Annotated in this window: 16 protein-coding genes; 11 read left to right on the top strand and 5 right to left on the bottom strand. The window is 67.1% G+C overall.

The window, feature by feature from the left end; genetic code table 11:
* Positions 1-131: 131 nt before the first annotated feature.
* The 4 genes from rimO to QZM35_RS10795 all read left to right on the top strand — a co-directional run bounded on the left by rimO (position 132) and on the right by QZM35_RS10795 (position 4,359).
* Positions 132-1,493: a 30S ribosomal protein S12 methylthiotransferase RimO gene (rimO, locus tag QZM35_RS10780; RefSeq protein ID WP_027787268.1), complete on the top strand. Its 1,362-nt coding sequence runs from the start codon at positions 132-134 to the stop codon at positions 1,491-1,493.
* Positions 1,494-1,496: 3 nt separating this feature from the next.
* A complete protein-coding gene (locus QZM35_RS10785; RefSeq protein ID WP_089425544.1) occupies positions 1,497-2,423 on the top strand; it encodes a sugar kinase in 927 nt (308 codons plus the stop codon).
* Between the two features lie 98 nt (positions 2,424-2,521).
* Positions 2,522-3,064: a hypothetical protein gene (locus QZM35_RS10790; protein WP_089425543.1), complete on the top strand. Its 543-nt coding sequence runs from the start codon at positions 2,522-2,524 to the stop codon at positions 3,062-3,064.
* A 113-nt stretch (positions 3,065-3,177) separates the two neighbouring features.
* A complete protein-coding gene (locus tag QZM35_RS10795) occupies positions 3,178-4,359 on the top strand; it encodes a cystathionine beta-lyase (protein ID WP_069248082.1) in 1,182 nt (393 codons plus the stop codon).
* Between the two features lie 87 nt (positions 4,360-4,446).
* Here the strand turns inward: QZM35_RS10795 and serB are convergent, their stop codons facing one another.
* Both serB and QZM35_RS10805 read right to left on the bottom strand, forming a co-directional pair.
* A complete protein-coding gene (serB, locus tag QZM35_RS10800) occupies positions 4,447-5,292 on the bottom strand; it encodes a phosphoserine phosphatase SerB (protein WP_089425542.1) in 846 nt (281 codons plus the stop codon).
* Between the two features lie 167 nt (positions 5,293-5,459).
* Positions 5,460-6,401: a LysR family transcriptional regulator gene (locus tag QZM35_RS10805; protein WP_089425541.1), complete on the bottom strand. Its 942-nt coding sequence runs from the start codon at positions 6,399-6,401 to the stop codon at positions 5,460-5,462.
* 122 nt (positions 6,402-6,523) lie between these two features.
* Here QZM35_RS10805 and QZM35_RS10810 point away from each other — a divergent pair, with 122 nt between their 5' ends.
* The 3 genes from QZM35_RS10810 (at position 6,524) to QZM35_RS10820 (ending at position 8,954) form a co-directional block, all read left to right on the top strand.
* On the top strand, positions 6,524-7,540 hold the full coding sequence (locus QZM35_RS10810; RefSeq protein WP_089425540.1) for a zinc-binding alcohol dehydrogenase family protein: 1,017 nt from the start codon (positions 6,524-6,526) through the stop codon (positions 7,538-7,540).
* A gap of 159 nt (positions 7,541-7,699) precedes the next feature.
* The gene (locus tag QZM35_RS10815) at positions 7,700-8,251 is read left to right on the top strand and encodes a DUF6013 family protein (RefSeq protein WP_089425931.1); all 552 of its coding nucleotides are present in this window, start codon (positions 7,700-7,702) and stop codon (positions 8,249-8,251) included.
* A 229-nt stretch (positions 8,252-8,480) separates the two neighbouring features.
* A complete protein-coding gene (locus QZM35_RS10820; protein ID WP_089425539.1) occupies positions 8,481-8,954 on the top strand; it encodes a PliI family lysozyme inhibitor of I-type lysozyme in 474 nt (157 codons plus the stop codon).
* A gap of 41 nt (positions 8,955-8,995) precedes the next feature.
* Here the strand turns inward: QZM35_RS10820 and fetB are convergent, their stop codons facing one another.
* Together fetB and QZM35_RS10830 are read right to left on the bottom strand one after the other, a co-directional pair.
* Positions 8,996-9,799: an iron export ABC transporter permease subunit FetB gene (fetB, locus tag QZM35_RS10825; RefSeq protein WP_089425538.1), complete on the bottom strand. Its 804-nt coding sequence runs from the start codon at positions 9,797-9,799 to the stop codon at positions 8,996-8,998.
* Positions 9,796-10,497 carry an ATP-binding cassette domain-containing protein gene (locus tag QZM35_RS10830; RefSeq protein WP_089425537.1) on the bottom strand — a complete coding sequence of 234 codons (702 nt, stop codon included), beginning with the start codon at positions 10,495-10,497 and terminating at the stop codon, positions 9,796-9,798. Before QZM35_RS10830 ends, fetB begins: the two co-directional genes overlap by 4 nt.
* Before the next feature lie 152 nt (positions 10,498-10,649).
* On the opposite strand from QZM35_RS10830, the gene QZM35_RS10835 reads away from it, so the two are divergent.
* On the top strand, positions 10,650-12,965 hold the full coding sequence (locus QZM35_RS10835; RefSeq protein WP_089425536.1) for an AsmA family protein: 2,316 nt from the start codon (positions 10,650-10,652) through the stop codon (positions 12,963-12,965).
* A gap of 6 nt (positions 12,966-12,971) precedes the next feature.
* On the opposite strand, the gene QZM35_RS10840 is transcribed toward QZM35_RS10835, so the two are convergent.
* Entirely contained in the window at positions 12,972-13,424 is a 453-nt protein-coding gene (locus QZM35_RS10840) for a lipocalin-like domain-containing protein (RefSeq protein ID WP_089425535.1), read from the bottom strand.
* Positions 13,425-13,595: 171 nt separating this feature from the next.
* Here QZM35_RS10840 and QZM35_RS10845 point away from each other — a divergent pair, with 171 nt between their 5' ends.
* The 3 genes from QZM35_RS10845 (at position 13,596) to QZM35_RS10855 (ending at position 17,175) form a co-directional block, all read left to right on the top strand.
* On the top strand, positions 13,596-15,188 hold the full coding sequence (locus tag QZM35_RS10845; RefSeq protein ID WP_069248073.1) for an ABC-F family ATPase: 1,593 nt from the start codon (positions 13,596-13,598) through the stop codon (positions 15,186-15,188).
* A gap of 244 nt (positions 15,189-15,432) precedes the next feature.
* Positions 15,433-16,182, top strand: a complete 750-nt coding sequence (locus tag QZM35_RS10850; protein ID WP_089425534.1) for an FkbM family methyltransferase — start codon at positions 15,433-15,435, stop codon at positions 16,180-16,182.
* Positions 16,183-17,175 carry a phosphotransferase enzyme family protein gene (locus QZM35_RS10855; RefSeq protein WP_089425533.1) on the top strand — a complete coding sequence of 331 codons (993 nt, stop codon included), beginning with the start codon at positions 16,183-16,185 and terminating at the stop codon, positions 17,173-17,175. It begins immediately after the preceding gene.
* Positions 17,176-17,187 lie beyond the last annotated feature (12 nt).

Below are 17,187 nucleotides of genomic sequence, written 5' to 3' on the forward strand. Positions count from 1 at the left end.
TCGCATGACGGCCCGCCGGCGCGTCGCGCATCCGATTCGACGGTCGATGCCGCCGCCGATCGCCTGTTTTGCCTCGCCACCCCTAAATGGCTGTAAACTCACGCTTTTGCTGCCACGCCCCCACATTCCAGATGTCCCAATCCCCCAAAGTAGGGTTCGTATCCCTCGGGTGCCCGAAGGCGCTCGTCGACTCCGAACAGATCATCACGCAACTGCGCGCCGAAGGTTATGAAATCTCCGGCACCTACGACGGTGCCGACCTCGTCGTCGTGAACACCTGCGGCTTCATCGACGAAGCCGTGCAGGAAAGCCTCGACGCGATCGGTGAAGCGCTGACCGAGAACGGCAAGGTGATCGTCACCGGCTGTCTCGGCGCCAAGTCGAGCGCCAGCGGCTCGAACCTGATCGAGGAAGTCCACCCGAAGGTGCTCGCCGTCACCGGCCCGCACGCGGTGGGCGAAGTGATGCAGGCCGTGCATTCGCACCTGCCGAAGCCGCATGACCCGTTCACCGATCTCGTGCCCGCGGCCGGCATCAAGCTTACGCCGCGCCACTACGCGTACCTGAAGATCTCCGAAGGCTGCAACCACCGCTGCACGTTCTGCATCATCCCGTCGATGCGCGGCGACCTCGTGTCGCGCCCGGTCGCGGAAGTGATGCTGGAAGCCGAGAACCTGTTCAAGTCGGGCGTGAAGGAACTGCTCGTGATCTCGCAGGACACGAGCGCGTACGGCGTCGACGTGAAGTACCGCACGGGTTTCTGGAACGGCAAGCCGATCAAGACGCGCATGACCGACCTGGTCGCCGCGCTCGGCGAACTCGCCGCGCAGTACGGCGCATGGGTGCGCCTGCATTACGTGTATCCGTATCCGAGCGTCGACGAAGTGATTCCGCTGATGGCCGAAGGCCCGTTCAAGGGCCACGTGCTGCCGTACCTCGACGTGCCGTTCCAGCACGCGCACCCGGAAGTGCTGAAGCGCATGAAGCGTCCGGCGAACGCCGAGAAGGTGCTCGAGCGTGTGCAGAAGTGGCGCGAGATCTGCCCGGACCTGACGATTCGCAGCACGTTCATCGCGGGCTTCCCCGGCGAGACGGAAGAGCAGTTCGAAACGCTGCTCGACTTCATCCGCGAAGCGGAACTCGATCGCGTCGGCTGCTTCGCGTATTCGCCGGTCGAAGGCGCGACGGCGAACGAACTCGACGGCGCGCTGCCGGATGAAGTCCGCGAGGAACGCCGCGCGCGCTTCATGGAAGTTGCCGAGGAAGTGTCGGCGAACCGCATCCAGCGCAAGGTCGGCAAGACGCTCAAGGTGCTGATCGACGAAGTCAGCGAGGAAGGCGGGATCGGTCGCACGGCGGCGGATGCGCCGGAGATCGACGGCGTCGTTTATGTCGAGCCGGCGGCGAAGGCATCGAAGCGCTACAAGGTCGGCGATTTCGTGTCCGTGAAGATCACGGGCGCAGACGGCCACGATCTGTGGGGCGAGGTGTAAGCGATGGCCGCCGCATTTCCGGAGATCCTCGCGCTCGGCGAGGCGATGATCGAATTCAACCAGTCGCAGCCGGGCCGGCCTGAATTCCTGCAGGGCTTTGGCGGCGACACGTCGAACTTCTGCATCGCCGCCGCGCGCCAGGGCGCATCGACGGGCTTCGTGTCGGCGATCGGCGACGATCCGTTCGGCCGCCTGCTGGCCGACATGTGGCGCGCGGAACGCGTCGACACGACGTACGTGCGGATCGACCGCACGGCGCCGACCGGCGTGTACTTCGTCACGCATGGCGCCGATGGTCACCAGTTCGACTACCTGCGCGCGGGCTCGGCGGCGAGCCGTTATGCAACAGGTGATCTGCCGCTCGACGCACTGGCCGCCGCGAAGGCCGTGCACCTGTCGGGCATCAGCCTCGCGATCAGCACGGCCGCGTGCGACGCCGCGTTCGCGGGGATCGACCACGCGCGCCGCCACGGCGCGAAGGTCAGCTTCGACACGAACCTGCGGCTGAAGCTGTGGCCGTTGCCGCGGGCTCGCGCGGTGATGCGCGAGGCGCTGCGCCAGACGGACATCTGCCTGCCCAGCTGGGACGACGTGACGGCACTCACGGGCGCGAACGATCGTGATGCAATCGTCGATGCGATGCTCGAACACGGGCCGCAGGTCGTCGCGTTGAAGCTCGGCAAGGAAGGCGCTTACGTGGCGACGCCGAACGAGCGGCGCGTCGTGCCGGGCTTCGCGGTCGAAGCCGTCGACGCGACGGGCGCGGGCGATTGCTTCGGCGGTGCGTTCGTCGCGCGGATCGTCGCGGGCGACGATCCGTTCGCGGCGGCGCGTTATGCGAACGCCGCGGCGGCGCTGTCGACGACGGGCTACGGCGCGGTTGCGCCGATTCCGCACCGCGATGCGGTGGAGCGCCTGATGCAGGGCTGACGCGGCATGCGCACGCCGGCCACGGCAACGCGCTCGTGACGATGTGCATGGGCATCGCCGCGATTTTCGAGCGAATCTGAAGCAAGGAGCAACACACGGTGGGTCGATATTCGCAATGGCAACGGGCGCTCGTCGTCGCGGGCGCGCTGGCGGCGGGCATGGTGATGCCGGGCGTCGTCGCGGCGCAGGCTGTCGCGCCGGGCGCGCAGCAGGATGAACCGGCAATGGCGCGGCCGCTGAAGCCGAATCCCGAGTTCGCCCGCCTGCCGCGCTACGAAGGCACGCTCGGTGACCGGCCGATCGTCGTGCATCTCGGCCCGAAGACGGACGAGGAAGGCGTGCACGGCGAATACCAGTTCGCCGATACGGGCGAGGTCGTGCTGCTCGCGGGCGATCGCGACGGCGACACGCTCGAAATCGAGGAATCGAACGACGGCACGAACATCACGGGCGTGTGGATCGGCCGCTTCGACGCGACGGGTGCCCTGAAGGCCGACCGGATGAATTCTGACGAGTCGGATCCGCAGCCCGTCGTGCTGCGTCTCGCGCCGGGCAAGCGTGCGGCGCTGCAGGTGCGCGACGGCCGCGTGCAGGAAATCGAGACGGTGGGCGGCGTCGTCAACCTGCGCACCGACGACTGAACCCGCGCTGGCTCGGTGCGTGCGGCGCGCATTGTACCGGGCCAATTGCGCCGATTTTGGCTAATCTAGCTGCATATTCCGCAACCGAACGGCCTCGTGCCCGGCTTCCCGTCATGACTGCATCCACTCCCAAGCGCGCACTGCAAACCCGCATCGTTCAACCCGACGACGTGATCCCGGAAGGCTTCCGTTCGTTCGTGCCGCCGGTCGCGCGCGCGTCGACGGTCGTGTTTCCCGATCTCGCGACGATGCGTGCGCTCGTCTGGCACAACGACAACCAGTGGCGCTACGGCCTGCATGCGACGCCGACGTCGCTCGCGCTCGCGCAGCGGCTTGCCGAGATCGAGGGCGGCACGCATGCGCTGCTGCAGCCGTCGGGCCTCGCGGCGATCATGAACGTCTACTTCGGGATCGTGAAAGCCGGCGACGACGTGCTGATTCCGCACAACGTGTACGGGCCGAACGCCGATTTCGGCAACTGGCTCGCGAAGGATTTCGGCATCACCGCGCGCTTCTACGATCCGCTGATCGGCGCCGGCATTGCCGACCTGATCCAGCCGAACACGCGGCTGATCTGGATCGAGGCGCCGGGCTCGGTGACGATGGAAGTGCCGGACGTGCAGGCGATCACGGCGGCCGCGAAGGCGCGCGGCATCGTCACCGCGATCGACAACACCTTTTCGGCCGGGCTCGCATTCAAGCCGTTCGAACACGGCGTCGACATCTCGGTGCAGGCGCTGACCAAGTACCAGTCGGGCGGCAGCGACGTGCTGATGGGGGCGACGATCACCGCGAACGCGGCGCTGCATGCACAGCTGAAGCTCGCGCGGATGCGCTGCGGTGTCGGCGTGTCGGTCGACGATTGCTCGCTCGTGCTGCGCAGCCTGCCGAGCATGCAGGTGCGTTTCGACGCGCACAGCAAGAGCGCGCTTGCGCTCGCGCAATGGCTGAAGGCGCGGCCGGAGATCGCGGCGGTATTGCACCCGCAGATCGCCGATTGCCCGGGGCACGCGTCGTTCATGCGCGATTTCACCGGCGCGGGCGGGTTGTTCTCGGTGGTGTTCGACGAACGCTACAGTGCGGAGCAGGTCGACCGCTTCGTCGAGTCGCTCGAGCTGTTCGCGATCGGCTGGAGCTGGGGCGGCGCGTGCAGCCTCGCGATGCCTTACGACGTCGCGTCGATGCGTCCGGACTGGGCGCATCGCGGCACGCTGGTACGTTTCTATGTCGGCCTGGAAGACGAGGGCGACCTGCGTGCGGACATCGAGCGCGCGATGCAGGCTGCGCTGGGCTGATCGCCCGCTGACAACGTTCGGCAGAAAAACAAGACGCCGGCGCGATGTTGCATCGCGCCGGCGTTTTTCATTTCGGATTCCGCGGGATCAGAACAGCCGCAGCAGCCCGTCGAGGCCGACGTGATCGAACGCGACCGTCGCCGCATCGCGCACGACGGGCTTCGCGTGGTACGCGACCGACAGCCCGGCTTCGGCCATCATCTTCAGGTCGTTCGACCCGTCGCCCATCGCGATCGCGCGACGCGGCTCGAGGCCGAGCGACGCGCACGTCTCGCGCAGCAGGCGCGCCTTTACGTCGGCGTTGACGATCTCGCCGAGCACCTTGCCGGTCAGCTTGCCGTCGACGATCTCGAGCGTGTTCGCATGCGCGTAGTCGAGGCCGAGGCGCGCCTTCAGCCGTTCGGTGAAGAACGTGAAGCCGCCCGACACGAGCAGCGTCTTCATGCCGGCGGCCTTCACGCCGGCGAGCATCTTCTCGGCGCCCGGCGACAGTTGCAGCCGTTCCTCGTACACGCGTTCGAGCGCGTGCGCGTCGAGCCCGGCCAGCAGCGCGACGCGGCGCGTGAGGCTTTCGTTGAAGTCGCGGATTTCGCCGCGCATCGACGCTTCGGTGATCTCGGCGACCTGCGTTTTCAGCCCGCAGAAATCGGCGATCTCGTCGATGCACTCGATCGTGATCAGCGTCGAATCCATGTCCATCACGGCGAGCCCGAAATCGCCGAGCGAGAGGCCGGCCTCGACGAACGCGAAGTCGAGCGCGTGCGTGCCGCAGTAAGCATCGATGTCGAGGCGTTGCGCCGGGTTCGCGTTGTCGATCCGCAGCGCATGATCGTCGGTCTGCACGATGCGGGTGCCGCGCGACAGCGCGAGCAGCGGTTTGTGATGGGTGTCCGACAGCGGCGCAAGACTCTGGATGACGAGGTTGTGGGTCATGACGGGATGGTTGGGAAACGAATGAAATGCGTAGGCGGCCAACGGGCGGCCGCCTGCCGGTGCGGGCCCCGTCCGGCGTCGGGCCCTTGCGTGGCGAACGCGCCATTGTAGCCGGTTGGCCGCACGCGGCGGCGGGGGGCGGATCGAAACCGTGCGCGGCGGGGCGGTCATGGCCCGTCCGCGCGATCCCAGTACGGCGGGTCGCCGAAATGCTCGGCCAGGAACGTGATGAAGGCGAGCGTCTTCAGCGGAACGTGCGCGCGGCTCGGGTAGACGGCCCAGATCGCGATGTCTTCCGCGAACGGATAGTCGTCGAGCACCGTGACGAGCGCGCCGCTCGTGAGCAGCGGGCCGACGTCCCAGGTCGACTTGATCGCGATCCCGAAGCCGTCGACGAGCGCTTCGCGGATCGCCTCGCCGTTGCTCGCGACGAGCCGGCCGCCCACCCGCACGGTGAGCGGGCCTTGCGGCGTGGCGAACGACCAGTCGCGCTGGTCGCCGAGGATCACGCACTCGTGCTGAGCGAGGTCGGCCGGATGGCGCGGCGTGCCGTGTGCGGCGAGATACGCGGGCGAGCAGCACAGCACGCGGCGGTTCGTCGCGAGCTTGCGCGCGACGAGCGTCGAATCCTTCAGCGCGCCGAGGCGGATCGCGACGTCGTAGCCGTCGTCGACGAGGTCGACGATCTCGTCCGACAGCCGCAGGTCGAGCGACACGGACGGATAGCGGCGCAGGAACGCGGGAATCACCGGCGCGACATGCTGGCGACCGAACGACGACGACATCGACACCTTCAGCCGCCCGTACGGCTCGGAGCGGCCGTGGCCGACCGATGCGCGCGCGGCATCGGCGGCCGACAGCAGCGTGTCGGCGTGCGCCATGAAGACTTCACCGTCCTGCGTGAGGCTGATGCGGCGCGTGGTGCGATGCAGCAGCCGTGCGCCGAGCTGGCGTTCGAGTTGCGCGATGCGCGCGCTCGCGACCGCGGCCGACACGCCGAATTCACGGCCGGCCGCGGTGACGTTCGCGAGCAGCGCCGCGCGCACGAACAGCGCGACGTCGAGCAGGTCGAGCGGCTTGTCGGGGGCCGGAATCGGATCGGAGGCCATTATTCTGAAATTCCTGAAAATGTTTCAGGAAATATAGCGCTTTTCTCGAATGATCGGGTTGCCTACGATGACGTTCATGGGGCTGCGCCGCGGCCCACAGGTTTCCTTGAAGGAGTGTCGTGATGAAAGCCGTTGGACTGACCCGTTATCTGCCGATCGACGACCCGCAAGCGCTGCTCGACGTGGAGCTGCCGCAGCCCGTGCCGGGCTCGCGCGACCTGCTCGTGAAGGTCGAGGCGATTTCCGTGAACCCGGTGGACTTCAAGGTGCGCGCGCCGAAGCCGCAGGTCGAGGACACGCCGCGCGTACTCGGCTGGGATGCGGCCGGCACGGTGGTCGCGGTCGGCGCCGATGTCACGCTGTTCCGGCCCGGCGACGAAGTGTTCTACGCGGGCAGCATCACGCGGCCGGGCGCGAACAGCGAATTCCATACGGTCGACGAGCGGATCGCCGCGCTGAAGCCGCGCACGCTCGATTTCGCCGCATCCGCGGCGCTGCCGCTCACCGCGCTGACCGCGTGGGAAGCGCTGTTCGACCGGCTTCGCGTGTCGCCGCAGGGCGCGGACGCCGGCAAGTCGGTGCTGATCATCGGCGGCGCGGGGGGCGTGGGTTCGATCGCGATCCAGCTCGCGAAGGCGCTCGGCAAGCTGCACGTGATCGCAACTGCATCTCGGCCGGCGTCGACCGAGTGGGTGCGCTCGCTGGGCGCGGATATGGTGGTCGACCATTTCGGCGACCTGCCTGCGCAGCTGCGCGAGGCCGGGTATCCGAATGTCGACTACGTGCTGATTTTCAACGACACGGATCGTCACTTTCCTGCCGCTGCGGAGGTCATCCGGCCGCAGGGCGGCATTTGCACGATCGTCGAGAACGACAAGCCGGTGCCGGTCGAACTGCTGAAGGCGAAGAGCGCGGCGTTTCATTGGGAATTCATGTTCACGCGCGCCATGTTCGAGACGCCGGACATGATCGAGCAGCACCGGATCCTCGGCGAAGTCGCCCGGCTCGTCGACGGCGGCACGCTGCGCACCACGGTCGGCGAACAGCTCGGCACGATCAACGCGGCGAACGTGCGGCGCGCGCACCAGCTGCTCGAGGCCGGACGCTCGATCGGCAAGCTCGTGCTGAGCGGCTTCTGAGCCGGCCTCGCGTTTAAGGTTGCGGCGCCGCGAACGCAAGCGGGGTAACACCCGATGCGTTTGCGGCGCATTGCATGCCGCTTGGCGGTAGACTGGCAGCGCATCATGCATCGAAAACCGCGCGGCACGCGCGTGCCGCCGCATACCAAGGAGGTCAGCATGAGCCAACGCAGCTTGTCAGTCGCCGCAACGTGGTCGGTCGTGTTCGCGGCGGCGTGCATCAGCGCGAGCGTATTCGCGGCGCCGCCGGTCAAGGGCAGCCTGAAGGGCGGCGGTACCGGGCAGCTCGAATACACCGTCAAGGTCGACTCGAAGAGCTTCGGCAATACGCAGGAGACCCGCAAGATCCGCTCGGGCGAGACGGACGACTTCAACTGGAAGTCGGTGCCGCCGAGCGGGGCGGTCGCGATGCCGGACGGTTGCCCGAACGCCGACAACCTGCCGCGCGACGAGAACGGCGCGATGGTGCGCCAGACCCAGGTGCGGCTCGCGCCGTCGATCGACGCGAAGGGGGTCGCCAACGTGCAGCTGAGCTTCCAGGCGGCCGCGCCGAAAGGCACGCGCAACGTGACGGCCGGCGGCAAGTCGCTGCAGTGTCCGGACGTCGTGTCGGTGAGCCAGGTGAAGTGGGTGTCGATCCCGACCAACGGCGGGTCGAAGTCCGTCACGATGAGCGATGGCTCGAAGGTGACGGTGTCGATCAAGCGCTGAACGGTGCGCGCGGGCCGGCGTCGGAGCGGGTGCGCGCGCAACGGATTCGACTTGCGGTACCACGCGGCGACACGTGACCGTTTCGTGTCGCCGTCACCATGCTTTCTCGCGACCTGCTTCAACGGCATGGCAGCCGTTCGCCGTGCGACGGCCGTAGCGACCCGCATGACGTCATGAGCATGTCACGCCATGCTCGCCCGCATCATCACCTTCCTGTCACGACATCCCTATGAAATACCGAATGCGCGCGTTGCTGTACGTCATTGCGTTCGTTGCCGCACACGCGCACGCGGCCGACGATTGCGGCTTCGTGAAGAAAGTCGGGCTGCCGTCGCGGCAGCAGGTGGCGGTCGTGTCGAGCGGCGCGCTCGAACCCTGCTCGACCGGCAGCTACGCGGTGCGCGTGTATTCGACCGCGCATGCCGCCCCCGGCTTCGATACCGACGATTACGTGACGGGCGCGCTGCATGCGCGTGATGGTACGGTCACCGATGCATTCGTGGCCGACCTCGGTGCACGTGCGCCGCAGGCGCTCGTCGTGACGACGCGCTCGGCCGGCAGCGGCGGCTATGTCAGCGCGCACGCCTATGTGACGACACCGCGTGCGGTAAGGCTCGTCGCGTCGGTCGACGGGCTCGCGCCGGACACGGACATCGCAGCCGCGTTGCGGCAGGCACTCGGCAAGCGCCGCAGCGCGCGCTGACTGGCGAACCGCGCGAACGCATCGCGCGATGGGGCCGCGTGTCAGTGCGCGCGTTCTTCGAGCCGCGCGGCGAGAAAGCGGTGATCCGCCGAGAACAGCCGGCGATAGGTCATCAGCACCGCGCCGACCGTGCCGAGCGCGGAGGCCGCGGCGATCAGGAACATGATCACGATCTGGTAGCGCACGGCCTGCAGCGGCGACTGGCCGGCCAGCACCTGACCCGTCATCATCCCCGGCAGGCTCACGACGCCGACGACGGCCATCTGGTTCAGCGTCGGCAGCATGCCGGCACGCACGGCCTGGCGCGCGGCGTCCTGCGCGGCTTCCCAGCGTGTCGCGCCGAGCGCAAGCGCGGTTTCGACGCGGTCGCGGCGCGCCGTGAGTTCTTCCATCATCCGCTCGACACCGAGCGACACGCCCGTGAGCGTATTGCCGAGAATCATCCCGAGGATCGGAATCGCGTATTGCGGCGCGTACCACGGATGGATGCGGATCACGACGAACAGGCCGACCGCCGCGACGAACCAGCTGCTGAACCAGATCGACGCGATGCTGTCGATGCGCTGGCCGCGATACGTGCGCTTGCCGCGCTCCGCGCCGGCGAACCCGGCGATCAGCGTCATCAGCGCGGTGAGCGGCAGCACGATGTACCAGTGAGGATGACCGAACACCCAGCCGAGCACGTAGCCGATCGCGAGCAACTGCACGACGGTGCGCACGGCCGCGAGCGCGAGCTTGCGGCCGAGGCCGAGCGACAGGGCCATCGAGATCGCGCCGTTGACCGCGACGAGCGCGGCGGCGATGCCGACGTCGACGAGGCTCAGGTCCTGCAGGGCGGGGCTCACTGCGCGGCCTCCGTCGGGTTGGCCACGTGCATCACGCCGGCCTGCATCACGAGCCGCATCGTGCCGATCCGCGCGGCCTGGGCCGGATCGTGCGAGATCCACAAGTACGCGCGGGCGTCGGGCGCCGCGTCGAACCATGCGCCGACGAGCGCTTCGATCGCGCGCGCCGATTCGGGATCGAGCGCGGACGTCGGCTCGTCGAGCAGCAGCACGTCGGGATCGAGCTGCAGCACGCGCAGCAGCGCGGTGATCTGCGCTTCGCCGCCGGACAGGTCGCTCGCGCGCTTGTCGAGAAAGTCGGGACCCCGGCCGGCCTGCGCGGCGAGCGCTTCGGCGCGCGCGCGATCGAACGCAACGTCGCGATAGATCGCGAGCGAATACGGATAGCGCAGCTGCGATTCGACGGTGCCGTCCATCTGCGCGGGGCGCTGACGCACATAGGCGACGCTGCGCCGGTAACGCGGGATCGCATTGCGCCGGATCCGTTTGCCGCGCCACAGGATGTGGCCGCCGTCGAGCGGGTCGAGCAGCGCGAGCGCGCGCAGCAGCACGCTTTTACCCGACCCGGACGGCCCGGTGATAGCAATTCGCGATCCCGCCGCGAGGCTGAAATCGGTCGGGGCGAGCAGGGTCTTGCCGCTGCTGGCATCGCGCCGCGTGATGCGCGCTGCATCGATGAGGCCGGTGGGGGCTGTCATGTCACAAATGAAAAAAAGCGTTAATGGCGCCGAAACGTCACCATGGCGTGCGTCATAATACCGATTGAAAAGCCGCGGGTGTCGTGCGCCGTTCGTCCACGCAAGCGGCCCGGCATGGTGCGGCAACATTTCAGAACAACAACGGAACCGCCATGACGCTAGCCCGAGCCATCGGCAAATCGGCTGCATGGATCGTCGGTATCGTCGCGGTGCTCATCGCGGCGGCCGGCGTCTTTCTCTTTATCTTCGACTGGAACCGCGCGAAGCCGTGGGTCAACGAGCAGGTCACGGCCGCACTCGGCCGCCCGTTCGCGATCAACGGCGACCTGAAGGTCGGCTGGCGCCGCCCCGACGGCGAAACCGGCTGGCGCGCCTGGGTGCCCTGGCCGAGCTTCACGGCCACGCAGCTCGAGATCGGCAACCCCGACTGGGCGAAGATGCCCAAGTTCGTCACGCTCGATGCCGCGCACTTCGATCTCGCGATCCTGCCGCTGCTCGCGCATGAAATCGTGATCCCGTCGATCGACGTCGTGAATCCGGCCGTCGACCTCGAGCGGCTCGCCGACGGCCGCAACACGTGGACCTTCCAGTTCAAGCAATCGTCGCAGCCGTCGCCGTGGAAGGTGCGGCTCGACAGCTTCGGCTTCGCGAAGGGCACCGTCACGTACCGCGACGCGATCACGAGGGCCGACCTGACCGTCGCGATCGATACGCTCGGGCAGCCGATTCCGCTCGGCGACGTGCTGAAGGAGCAGGAGCAGACGTCGCGCGCGGCATCGGCGCAGCGGGTCGGCAAGCATGGCGCCGCGCAATTGAGCGCGAAGGCCAACGCGGAGGCCGCGTCGAGTGCGTCCGCTGCGCAGGCTGTGAGTTCGGCGTCGGCAACGGGTGCTGCGGCCGTGTCTGCCGTGGTGCCGGCGTCGTCTTCCTCAGCTACCTCTTCGGCGTCGTCTTCCTCAGCTACCTCTTCGGCATCGGCTGCCGCTGCCGCATCGGGTGCAAGCAGCGTCTCAGCGCCCGCGAAGCCGTCCGGCCCGACCTATGCGTTCGGGCTGAAGGTCGACGGCCGCTACAAGAACGTGCCGATCAGCGGCACTGGCAAGCTGGGCGGCGTGCTCGCGATCCAGGACGCATCGCGGCCGTTCCCGTTGCAGGCTGACGTGAAGGCCGGCGACACGCGGCTCGCGATCGTCGGCACGCTGACCGACCCGATGCATCTCGCGGCCATCGATCTGCGACTGTGGCTGCAGGGCACGTCGATGTCGCACCTTTACCAGCTGACCGGCATCACGCTGCCCGATACGCCGCCTTACGCGACGGAAGGGCGACTGATCGGCAACTTCAAGCGCAAGGCCAGCACCTTCCGTTACGAGAACTTCAACGGTCGCGTCGGCGGCAGCGATCTCGGCGGCACGCTCGTCTACGAGCAGCGCGAGCCGCGGCCGAAGCTGTCGGGCGAACTCGTGTCGAACCTGCTGCAGTTCTCCGACCTCGCGCCGGTGATCGGCGCGGATACGGCCGCGAGCAAGGCCAAGCGCGGCGACACGACGAAACAGCCGTCGGGCCGCGTGCTGCCGGTCGAGACGTTCCGCACGGACCGCTGGCGTGCGCTCGACGCGGACGTCAAGTTCACCGGCCGCAAGCTGGTCAAGAGTTCGGACCTGCCGATCACCAACCTGTACACGCACATCGTGATGACGGACGGCGTGCTGTCGCTCGAGCCGCTGCAGTTCGGCGTCGCGGGCGGCACGCTCGCGACGACCGCGCATCTCGACGGCAGCGGTGCGCCGCTGAAGGGCCGCTTCACCGTGGCGGCGCGGCACCTGAAGCTCAAGCAGTTGTTCCCGGCGCAGAAGGTCATGCAGTCGGCGCTCGGCGAGATCAACGGCGATGCGTCGCTGTCGGCGACCGGCAACTCGCCGGCCGCGCTGGCCGCGACGTCGACCGGCGAGGTGAAGGCGCTCGTGACGGACGGCCGCATCAGCCGCCTGCTGATGGAAGCGGCGGGGCTGAACGTCGCGAACGTCGTCTACGAGAAGCTGTTCGGCAACAACGACGTGAAGATCAACTGCGCGGCGATCGACTTCGTCGCGACCAACGGCATTCTCGACCCGAAGGTGTTCGCGCTCGATACGGACGACGCGCTGATCAACGTCGACGGCCCGATCAGCCTGCGCGACGAAACGCTGAACCTGAAGATCCATCCGCACACGAAGGGTTTCCGGATCTTCTCGCTGCGCTCGCCGCTGTATGCGAAGGGCACGTTCAAGAACCCGAACGTCGGCGTCGACGCGGGCGCGCTCGCGCTGCGTGCCGGCGCGATGGTCGGCCTCGGGCTGATCAACCCGTTCGCGGCCCTGATTCCGCTGATCGCGCCGAGCAACAACCGCGACGTGCCGTGTTCGGAGCTGTTCGGCCAGATGAACGCGAAGGCGGCGCAGCGGGCGGCGGCGAAGGCCGGCAAGTGACGGGCATCAGCGGCCCGCGCGCACCCAGAGCAGCACGGCATCGACTTCCCGGCCGTCGATCCGTACCGGGGCGGCCGTGCCGAGCTGCAGGCGATCGCCGTCGAGCCTGACGGCGCGCTGCTGGACGTTGCCGATCCAGTTCGGGAACAGGCTGACGTCCATTTCGTGGGTCAGCGTGCCGTCGTCGGCGACCTGAAAGGGGCCGGAATACGCAATGTAGCCGCCGGCGGCCGCCGCGCGCTCGTCGGCGGTGCCGCCCTGCAGGTCGCCGTCCGCGTAGGCCGGCCGGCCGGCGGCCATCAGCTGGGCGGACATGTAGCCGTCCGGCGTGTACAGGATCCAGCCGCGCGCGTCGCGGCCGAGCGGATAGGTGACCGCGCTGCCGTCGCGCGGGCGGATTTCGTAGGACACGAGGCGCCACGCGCCGACGAGTTGTTCGCGAAGCTGGCTGGCAAGCATGCGGGCTTCCGGTAAGGCGGCGGTGGGGCGCGTGCCGTCGTGTTGGCGGGCCGCCGGGCGGCAGGCCGAGGGGGCCGGAAATGCGCTGCCGGAACGGCGTGGTCGGCAGTTTCTCCGACACCTGCTAAAATACACGGTTTTCCGTCGATTTATCCTTTAACGGGACCTGCCGTGCTTTCTACTGCCAACATCACGATGCAATTCGGGCCGAAGCCCTTGTTCGAGAATATCTCGGTCAAATTCGGCGAGGGCAACCGCTATGGTCTGATCGGCGCGAACGGCTGTGGCAAGTCGACGTTCATGAAGATCCTCGGCGGTGACCTCGAGCCGAGCGCCGGCAACGTCGCGCTGGAGCCGAACGTGCGTCTCGGCAAGCTGCGCCAGGACCAGTTCGCGTACGAAGACGTGCGCGTGCTCGACGTCGTGATGATGGGCCACACCGAGATGTGGGCCGCCATGACCGAGCGTGACGCGATCTACGCGAACCCGGAAGCCACCGACGACGACTACATGCACGCCGCCGAGCTCGAAGGCAAGTTCGCCGAATACGGCGGCTACGACGCCGAGGCGCGCGCGGGTGCGCTGCTGCTCGGCATCGGCATCGAGGAGAAATTCCACAACGGCACGATGAGCGACGTCGCGCCGGGCTGGAAGCTGCGCGTGCTGCTCGCGCAGGCGCTGTTCTCGAAGCCGGACGTGCTGCTGCTCGACGAACCGACCAACAACCTCGACATCAACTCGATTCGTTGGCTCGAGCAAACGCTCAACGAGTACAACTCGACGATGATCATCATCTCGCACGATCGTCACTTCCTGAACTCGGTGTGCACGCACATGGCCGACATGGACTTCGGCACGCTGAAGGTCTGGCCGGGCAACTACGACGACTACATGCTCGCGTCGGCACAGGCGCGCGAGCGCCAGGCCGCGGCGAACACGCGTGCGAAGGAGCGTGTCGCGGAACTGCAGGACTTCGTGCGCCGCTTCTCGGCGAACAAGTCGAAGGCCCGTCAGGCGACCAGCCGCGCGAAGCAGATCGACAAGATCAAGATCGAGGAATTCAAGCCGTCGTCGCGCCAGAACCCGTTCATCCGTTTCGAGTTCGAGAAGAAGCTGCACAACGTCGCGGTGGTCGCTGAAGAGATCACGAAGAAGTACGAGCGCACGATCTTCCAGAACTTCAACCTGTCGGTTCAGCCGGGCGAGCGGATCGCGATCATCGGCGAGAACGGCGCGGGCAAGACGACGCTGCTGCGTTCGCTGCTCGGCGCGCTCGAGCTCGAGCACGGCACGGTGAAGTGGTCCGAGAACGCGAACGTCGGCTACATGCCGCAGGACACGTACGAGGAGTTCCCGAACGACATCACGCTGATGGACTGGATCGACCAGTACCGCAAGGACGGCGACGACGAAACGATGGTGCGCGGCACGCTGGGCCGCCTGCTGTTCACGTCGGACGACATCAAGAAGTCGGTGAAGGTGCTGTCGGGCGGCGAGAAGGGCCGCATGATCTGGGGCAAGCTGATGCTCGGCCGCCACAACGTGCTGCTGATGGACGAGCCGACCAACCACATGGACATGGAGTCGATCGAGTCGCTGCAGATCGCGCTCGAGCAGTTCGAAGGCACGCTGATCTTCGTGTCGCACGACCGCGAGTTCGTGAGCGGGCTGGCAAACCGGATCATCGAAGTGCGGACGGATGGCACGCTGTTCGACTTCGGCGGCAATTACGAGGAGTTCCTGACGAGTCAGGGGCAGGAGTAAGTGTCCTGACGCTTCCGTTCATGTGTTGCGGTCCGGCCGTGGTACGAAGCTGGAGCGCATAGCAACGCGAAGCCGCGAGAAGCGCATCGGGCCCGCATCGACAGTATTGTCGATGCGGGCTTTTTCATGTCCGTGCGGGTGAAGCGCGGGGGTGTCGCACATTCCCGTTTCCTCCCCTCAATCGACTTCGGGTAAATTACGCTCCGGATACCACCCTCAATTCCGACCAGGAGCCGCCCCCTCGATGCAGGACCATCCTCTCCCGCTCGATTTATCCGGCCTTGCGCCAAGTCTCTATGCACAGGGCACCGAGGAAGGCATCCTGTCGCGCCTGATGGAGCGGATCGCACCGACCAACCGCTTCTGCGTCGATATCGGCGCAAGCGACGGCCTGCGCAACAGCAACACCGCGCGGTTGCTGCGCGAACGGGATTGGTCCGGCGTGCTGGTGGAAGGTAGCGCGTACCGCTTCGGCAAGCTTGCCGCCCACTACGCGGGAGCGGAACGCGTTCGCTTGCACCATGATCGCGTCCAGCCCGACACGATCGACACGTTGCTCGCCGATGCCAACACGCCAACCGACTTCGACCTGCTGTCGATCGACATCGACGGCAACGACTACTGGGTCTGGCGCGGCTTGCAAGCATTCCAGCCGCGTATCGTCGTGATCGAATACAACCCGTACTACACGCCGCCCGAGCGCTGGGTCATGTGCTTCAATCCGGACCACGAATGGGACGGCTCGACGTATTACGGCGCGAGCCTCGAATCGCTCGTCCATCTCGGCCGGCAGAAGGGTTATGAACTCGTCTGCTGCGACGACATGGGCAACAACGCGTTCTTCGTGCGGCAGGACCTGTACCCGCTGCTCGGCATCGCGAACAACGCGCCTTCGGTGCTGTTCCGCCCGGCGATGTACAAGGTGCGCTACGTCGGGCACAACACGTTCCTGAGCGGCCATCCGTATCGATACGGGCCGGCCGAGCACATCTGAATGGACTCGCTCGCCGCGACCTTCGACGAGATCCGCGATGCCTATGCGCTGGGCCGCAGCGGGCCGCCGCGCCAGGTCGGCGAACGCGTGTGGCGCCTGCCGACCGATGACGGCGGTGTAGCGGTCAAGCTCTACGCGTCCGAACATCATGCGCGTGCGGCCAAGGAGGCCGCCGTGCTCGCTCACCTGGAAACGCATCGCGATCCCCGATTCCATGCGCAGATGCTGAAACGCACGACGTCCGGCGAGCCGCTGTGGACGGGACAAGGCTCGCACGCGATGCTGACGCGCTGGGAAGCCGGGCAGTTCAGAACCTACGACACGTTTTCGCCGGCCGAATGGGATGCGCTCGGCGCGAGCCTGGCCGCATTGCATCTGAGGCTCGAGCAGCTTCACTTGCCGCAGCTCGACACGATCCGCGCACGCCTGACCGCGATCGACGCGGACGCAGTGCGCCGCAGCCTGCATGATGCACTCGATCGCGCACGCGCGAACCACGCCGCCGACAACCTGCGCCGCTACGTCGATCTCGCGCTGCGCCTGCTCGACCGCTACTATCCGGGCAGCATCGACGCGTTTCCCGCCGACGATCCGCAGCACCCGATCCACAACGACTACAACCAGTTCAACTATCTGTTCACGGGCACGCTGCCGCCGCTCATTCTCGACTGGGAAGCGTCGATCGGCGCACCGCGTGAATACGAACTGGTGCGTTGCCTGAACCATCTGCCGCTGGAGGCGCCGCATCTGGCGGAAGCGTTCGTGCTGGCCTATCGGCGGACCCGGCCGGTCGATCCCGCGCGCATTGCCTGGGCGGTCGATGCCGCGTGTCTGCAGCACGCGCTCAAGCTCTGGATCGTGCAAGGCTGGCTCGACGATCCGTCGCGCTTTGCATCGCATCTGAACGGCGCGGTGACGATGGCCGCCGCGATGGTGGATGCGCGCGACCGTCTGGTCGATTTCTTTTCCCGTTGTGTGGAAGCAGGACGCTGAAGTGAATGCCAA

This window comes from Burkholderia sp. AU45274 (assembly GCF_030482505.1).
Taxonomy (GTDB): domain Bacteria; phylum Pseudomonadota; class Gammaproteobacteria; order Burkholderiales; family Burkholderiaceae; genus Burkholderia.